This window comes from Microcella sp., assembly GCF_030645145.1.
In the GTDB taxonomy this organism is placed as follows: domain Bacteria; phylum Actinomycetota; class Actinomycetes; order Actinomycetales; family Microbacteriaceae; genus Microcella.
Window position 1 is genome coordinate 1 of record NZ_JAUSMI010000048.1, and the last position, 6,058, is coordinate 6,058.

9 protein-coding genes are annotated in these 6,058 nt (G+C 71.9%); 1 reads left to right on the forward strand and 8 read right to left on the reverse strand.

All coding sequences use genetic code 11. The features are described from left to right. The 8 genes from Q7T15_RS02710 to rplU all read right to left on the reverse strand — a co-directional run. Positions 1-310, reverse strand: a 310-nt coding sequence (locus tag Q7T15_RS02710; protein ID WP_304693030.1) for a hypothetical protein, incomplete at its 3' end; no start/stop codon positions are given. Continuing rightward, entirely contained in the window at positions 307-930 is a 624-nt protein-coding gene (gene nadD / locus Q7T15_RS02715) for a nicotinate-nucleotide adenylyltransferase (RefSeq protein ID WP_304693044.1), read from the reverse strand. The genes Q7T15_RS02710 and nadD, both read right to left, overlap by 4 nt. A gap of 13 nt (positions 931-943) precedes the next feature. Continuing rightward, the gene (locus Q7T15_RS02720; protein WP_182490373.1) at positions 944-1,147 is read right to left on the reverse strand and encodes a hypothetical protein; all 204 of its coding nucleotides are present in this window, start codon (positions 1,145-1,147) and stop codon (positions 944-946) included. Between the two features lie 48 nt (positions 1,148-1,195). Next, the gene (locus Q7T15_RS02725; protein WP_304693034.1) at positions 1,196-2,476 is read right to left on the reverse strand and encodes a glutamate-5-semialdehyde dehydrogenase; all 1,281 of its coding nucleotides are present in this window, start codon (positions 2,474-2,476) and stop codon (positions 1,196-1,198) included. A 32-nt stretch (positions 2,477-2,508) separates the two neighbouring features. Then, the gene (gene proB, locus Q7T15_RS02730; RefSeq protein ID WP_304693036.1) at positions 2,509-3,297 is read right to left on the reverse strand and encodes a glutamate 5-kinase; all 789 of its coding nucleotides are present in this window, start codon (positions 3,295-3,297) and stop codon (positions 2,509-2,511) included. Beyond that, positions 3,294-4,802 (reverse strand): GTPase ObgE, encoded by a 1,509-nt coding sequence (gene obgE / locus Q7T15_RS02735; protein ID WP_304693038.1) that lies wholly within the window; start codon positions 4,800-4,802, stop codon positions 3,294-3,296. Before obgE ends, proB begins: the two co-directional genes overlap by 4 nt. 129 nt (positions 4,803-4,931) lie before the next feature. Continuing rightward, the gene (gene rpmA, locus Q7T15_RS02740) at positions 4,932-5,186 is read right to left on the reverse strand and encodes a 50S ribosomal protein L27 (RefSeq protein ID WP_182490369.1); all 255 of its coding nucleotides are present in this window, start codon (positions 5,184-5,186) and stop codon (positions 4,932-4,934) included. Positions 5,187-5,201: 15 nt separating this feature from the next. Further along, positions 5,202-5,510, reverse strand: coding sequence for a 50S ribosomal protein L21 (gene rplU / locus Q7T15_RS02745; RefSeq protein ID WP_304693040.1), 309 nt, complete (start codon positions 5,508-5,510; stop codon positions 5,202-5,204). Positions 5,511-5,663: 153 nt separating this feature from the next. Between rplU and Q7T15_RS02750 the strand changes: the two genes are divergently transcribed. Continuing rightward, the gene (locus Q7T15_RS02750) at positions 5,664-5,936 is read left to right on the forward strand and encodes a DUF4031 domain-containing protein (protein ID WP_304693042.1); all 273 of its coding nucleotides are present in this window, start codon (positions 5,664-5,666) and stop codon (positions 5,934-5,936) included. Positions 5,937-6,058 lie beyond the last annotated feature (122 nt).

Sequence of the window (6,058 nt, forward strand, 5' to 3'; positions counted from 1 at the left end):
GCGGGGCCGACGGCGGCAGCGCGGGCGACCCGTCGCCCGACGCGGGCGTGAGCGGCGTGACGGGCTCGTATCTCGGCACCCGGGGGCGCACCTCGGTGCGGTACTCGATCGAGTCGACGGGCGCCGAGTGGGCGGGGGCGAAGGTCATCGGGCGCTCGGCGGCGCTGCCTGCGGCCGAACCGGGCGCGTCGTGGACCGGCGCGGGCTCGCCGATCGCCGCGGCGTCCGCATAGCCGGCGGTGCTCTGCGCGTCCTGCTGCGCGCGACGGGCGGCCCGGCGGCTGAGCGGCGGTTCGTTCGAGGTGGTCATGACGAGCTTCTCCGGTACAGGCGGTGCTTGGCGATGTACTGGACGACGCCATCAGGAACCAAGTACCACACGGGCGATCCCCGCTCCACGCGCTCGCGGCAGTCGGTCGACGAGATCGCCAGGGCCGGAATCTCGACCAAGCTTACGTCGCCCTCGGGCAGTCCGCGCGCACTCAGGGGGTGGCCGGGGCGGCTCACGGCGACGAAGTGCGCGAGCTCCCAGAGCTCGGCGACGTCCTTCCAGTCGAGGATCTGCGCGATCGCGTCGGCGCCCGAGATGAAGAACAGCTCGGCGTCCGGGAAGCGCTCGCGCAGGTCGCGCAGCGTGTCGATGGTGTAGGTCGGCCCGCCGCGGTCGATGTCGACGCGACTGACGCTGAACGAGGGGTTCGAGGCGGTCGCGATGACCGTCATGAGGTAGCGGTGCTCGCTCCCGGTCGCCTCGGGCTTGAGGTACGGCTGCCCGGTCGGGACGAACACGACCTCGTCGAGGTGGAAGTGATCGGCGACCTCGCTCGCGGCGACGAGGTGGCCGTGGTGGATCGGGTCGAACGTCCCGCCCATGATGCCGATCCGCGCCCGCGCGGGGGCGGACGACGGGGTGGCGGCGGGGGCGGAGATCGCGCCGGCCGGTCTAGTGGTGGCCGCCGTCGTGGCCGGCGTCGTGGCCGCCGCGGGCGGGGCCCTTGCCCGAGTGCCGGTTGGCGACGTCGCGGTACGCGAAGGTCACGAGGCCCATCATCAGGAACGCGAGAGCGGCGACGCCGGCGATCACGAGCGGCGGAGCGATGAGCGGGGCGAGCTCCTCCGAGGCGATGAGGAGGCTGGTGAACGACATGCGGGTTCTCCTGACGAGGTCGATGCGGCGGGTCGAGTCTATCGCGGGCTAGGCGCGAACCTGCCCGTCGCCGCGCACGATCCACTTGGTGCTCGTGAGCTCCGGCAGGCCCATGGGCCCGCGGGCGTGGAGCTTCTGCGTCGAGATGCCGACCTCGGCCCCGAAGCCGAACTCGCCGCCGTCGCTGAAGCGCGTCGAGGCGTTGACCATGACGACGGCGGAATCGACCTCGGCGAGGAAGCGCTCGGCGTTCGCCATGTCGGCCGTGATGATCGACTCGGTGTGCTGGGTAGAGAATCGGCGGATGTGCGCGAGCGCGGCATCCAGGTCGTCGACGACGGCGACCGAGAGCTCGAGGGCCATGTGCTCAGTCGCGAAGTCATCGTCGGTCGCGGGCTCGAGGCTCGCGTCGATCGCGCGGGCGCGCTCGTCGCCGCGCACGATGACGCCGGATGCCCGGAGGGCTCCCAGCACCGGCGGCAGCAGGCGGGCGGCCGCGTCGCGGTGCACGAGCACCGTCTCGACCGCGTTGCAGACGCTCGGTCGCTGCACCTTGGCGTTGTGCACGATCTCGACGGCCATGGACTCGTCGGCGCTCGCGTCGAGGACGATGTGGACGACGCCGGCGCCCGTCTCGATGACGGGGACGGTCGACTCGCGCACGACGGTCTGGATGAGGTCGGCGCTCCCGCGCGGGATGAGCACGTCGACGTACCCGCGGGCGCGCATGAGCTCGGTCGCGCCGGTGCGGCCGAAGGGGTCGATCGTCTGGACGGCCGCGGCGGGCAGACCGACCGACTCGAGCGCCGCGCGGATGAGCGCGACGAGCTCGCGATTGGTGCTCTCGGCCGCGCTCCCGCCGCGGAGGACGGCGGCGTTGCCGCTCTTGAGCGCGAGCGCGGCGATGTCGATCGTGACGTTGGGGCGGGCCTCGTAGATCGCGCCGACGACGCCGAAGGGCACGCGGACCTGGCTCAGCCGCACGCCGTTGGGCAGCGTCGAGCCGCGCACGACGGCGCCGACGGGGTCGGGCAGTGCGATGACGTCGCGCACGGCGCGCGCGAGGCCGGCGATGCGCGCCTCGTCGAGGCGGAGTCGGTCGAGCAGACCCGCCGAGAGGCCGTTCTCGCGACCGTTGGCGAGGTCGAGCTCGTTCGCGGCGAGGACCCGGTCGACACCGCCCTCGAGCTCGCGCGCGATGGCCTCGAGCGCGGCGTTCTTGACGTTCGCGGTGAGGGTCGCGAGGGCGCGCGAGGCGTCCTTCGCGGCGCCGAGGACGTCGATCAGGGCGGGTGCAGCGGTCGTGGATACGCCGGCGGGAGCGGTCATTCCCCCAGTGTAAGCGGGGGCTCCCGAGCCGATCAGTCGCGCGGGGCGGCCTCGAACCACGTCCCGACGGCCTCGCCGCGGAGGGCCGCGCCGACGTTGCCGGTCGAGGTCAGCACGACGGGGATCCCGTGCCCGACGGCGTGCCGCGCGGCCGCGATCTTCGTGCCCGCTCCCCCGGTCCCGACGCCGGCCGCGCCGATGTCGCCGAGCTCGACGTCGCCGAGGTCGTCGTCGTGCTCGACGCGCTCGATGCGCGCGGCGCCCGGCTCGTGCGGCGGGCGCGTGTAGAGCGCGTCGACGTCGCTCAGCAGCACGAGCAGGTCGGCGTGCACGAGCTCGCTCACGAGCGCGGCGAGCCGGTCGTTGTCGCCGAAGCGGATCTCCTGCGTCGCGACGGTGTCGTTCTCGTTGACGATCGGCAGCACGCGCAGTCCGAGCAGCCGCTCCATCGCGCGCTGCGCGTTCGAGCGCGGCGTGGAGTGCTCGAGGTCGGTCGCGGTGAGCAGGATCTGCCCGGCGACGAGGTCGTAGCGCGACAGGCTCTCCTGGTAGCGCACCATGAGCACGTTCTGCCCGACGGCGGCCGCGGCCTGCTGCGTCGCCAGATCGGTGGGACGGGCATCCAGCGCCAAGAAGGGGATGCCCGTGGCGATCGCCCCCGACGACACGAGCACGACCTCCGCGCCGCGCGCGTGCAGCGCCGCGAGGGCGTCGACGAGCGGGCCGATCTGCGCGGCGTTCTCGCCGCTGATCGACGAGGAACCGACCTTGACGACGACCCGGTGGGCGCTCACGACCTCCGGTCGCAGGCCTGACGTCACTCGTCCTCCCCCGAGTAGATGCCGGCCGCGCGCTCGCGCTCGAGCTCGGCGCGCGCCTCGGTCTTCGCGTCCATGCGCTCCTTGTAGCTCTGGCGGCGCTGCATCGTCGTCGGCCGGTTGAGCGCGTCCAGGCGCGCATCCGTGCCGCGCGGGGCCGTCATGAGCTCGGCGGCGCTCGTGAGGGTGGGCTCCCAGTCGAAGACCATGCCGTCGCGGCCGCCGATGACGACGGTCGCACCGGCCACGGCGCCCTTGGCAAAGAGCTCGCGCTCGACGCCGAGCTTCGCGAGCCGGTCGGCGAGGTAGCCGACGGCCTCGTCGTTCGTGAAGTCGGTCTGCTGCACCCAGCGCTCGGGCTTCGCGCCGCGGACGCGGTAGATCGTGCCCTCGTGCGTGCCCTCAGCGGTGACGGTGAAGTCGACGGCGTCGACGGCGCGCGGGCGGATGACGATGCGCTCGCGCGATGCGTTCTCGGCGAGGCGGGCGGCGCGGTCGCGCTCGACGAGCTCGGCGAGGGCGAAGGTCAGCTGGCGGAGGCCCTCGCGGCTCACGGCGCTGATCTCGAACACGCGGTAGCCGCGCGCCTCGAGCTCGGGGCGCACCAGGTCGGCGAGGTCGCGGCCCTCGGGCACGTCGACCTTGTTGAGCGCGACGAGCTGGGGGCGCTCGAGCAGGGGCGTCTGGCCCTCCGGCACGGGGTACTGGGCGAGCTCGCCGAGGATGACGTCGAGGTCGCTCAACGGGTCGCGGCCCGGCTCGAGCGTCGCGCAGTCGAGTACGTGCAGCAGCGCACTGCAGCGCTCGACGTGACGGAGGAACTCGAGCCCCAGGCCCTTGCCCTCGCTCGCGCCCTCGATGAGGCCGGGCACGTCGGCGACGGTGAAGCGGCTCTCGCCCGACTCGACGACGCCGAGGTTGGGGTGCAGGGTCGTGAAGGGGTAATCGGCGATCTTCGGCTTCGCGGCCGAGATCGCGGCGATGAGGCTCGACTTGCCCGCGCTCGGGAAGCCCACGAGCGCGACGTCGGCGACAGTCTTGAGCTCGAGGAGGATGTCTCCCTCCCAGCCGAGCGTGCCGAGCAGCGCGAAACCGGGGGCCTTGCGCTTCGTCGTGGCGAGCGCGGCGTTGCCGAGCCCGCCCTGGCCGCCCGGGGCGATGACGATGCTCATGCCGGGCTCGGCGAGGTCGGCGAGCTCCTCGCCGTTCTCGTCGCGCACGACGGTGCCGATCGGCACGGGGAGGATCAGGTCGCCGCCCGAGAAGCCGGAGCGGTTGTCGCCCATGCCGGGCCCGCCGTTGTCGCTCGTGCGGTGCGGCCGCCGGTGGTACGGCAGCAGAGTGGTCTCCTGGGCGTCGGCGACGAGGACGATGTCGCCGCCGTCGCCTCCGTTGCCGCCGTCGGGGCCCGCGAGCGGCTTGAACTTCTCGCGGCGCACCGAGACGCACCCGTGCCCGCCGTGGCCGGCGCGGACGTGGAGGGTCACGCGGTCGACGAAGGTCGCCATGGCTGTTCCCTCCTGTGGATCATGAGCGGAGCATCCGCCCGCTGGACGGAAGGCCCCTGAACGACGAATGGACGGGCCGAAGCCCGCCCATTCGCTGACGTTGCGGTCGTGAGACCGAGACCTGAATGCTCAGGCGTTGGCGACGATGTTGACGACCTTGCGGCCGCCCTTGCGCCCGAACTCGACGGCGCCGGCCGACAGCGCGAAGAGCGTGTCGTCACCGCCGCGGCCGACGTTGGCGCCGGGGTGGAAGTGGGTGCCGCGCTGGCGGACGATGATCTCGCCGGCCTTGACGACCTGGCCGCCGAAGCGCTTCACGCCCAGGTACTGGGGGTTGGAGTCACGGCCGTTGCGGGTGGACGAAGCGCCCTTCTTGTGTGCCATTCTTCGCGACCCTTCTTACTTGATGCCGGTGATCTTGACGCGGGTCAGGTCGGCGCGGAAACCCTGGCGCTTCTTGTACCCGGTCTTGTTCTTGAACTTCTGGATGACGATCTTCGGGCCGCGGAGGTCGCTGAGGACCTCGGCGGTCACGGTGATCTTCGCGAGCTTCTTCGCGTCGGTGGTGACCGTGTCACCGTCGACGTGCAGAACGGGGGTGAGCTGGATGGTGCCATCCTCGCCCGCCTTGACTCGATCGAGGACGACGATCGTGCCGACCTCGACCTTCTCCTGCCGCCCACCGGCGCGCACAACTGCGTAGACCACGTTTCACCCTTACTTCGGAATGGAAGAAAACTCCTGGCGACCGCGCGGGCTCGGCCCAGCGCACACCAACGGTCGAGCATACCTGATCGCAGGATGCCGGTCAAAAGGACCGGCGCGCCTCGAACCGCGTGACCCCAGCCTACAATCTCCCGCATGGCCGTGCTGATCGACGAGCCCGTCTGGCCCGCCCACGGCCGGCTCTGGGGGCATCTCGTGAGCGACTCCTCGCTCGCGGAGCTGCACGCCTTCGCGCGCGCCGCGGGCATCCCCGAGCGGGGCTTCGACCACGACCACTACGACTACCCGGAGGAGCGCTACGACGCCCTCGTCGCGCAGGGCGCGGTGCCGGTGAGCGGCAAGGAGCTCGTCGCGAGGCTGAGCGCCGCGGGGCTGCGCGTCAGTCAGCGGGCCAAGCGCGGGCTCTAGCTGTACTCGGCAGGGACGTTGGTGACACAACCGTTGTGAGACAGGGAGACCTCCTGGCTTAGTGGAGCTGTCTAGTTCTTCACTGCCAGGAGGTCTCGTGTCCCACGGTAATGCCCGCTTGA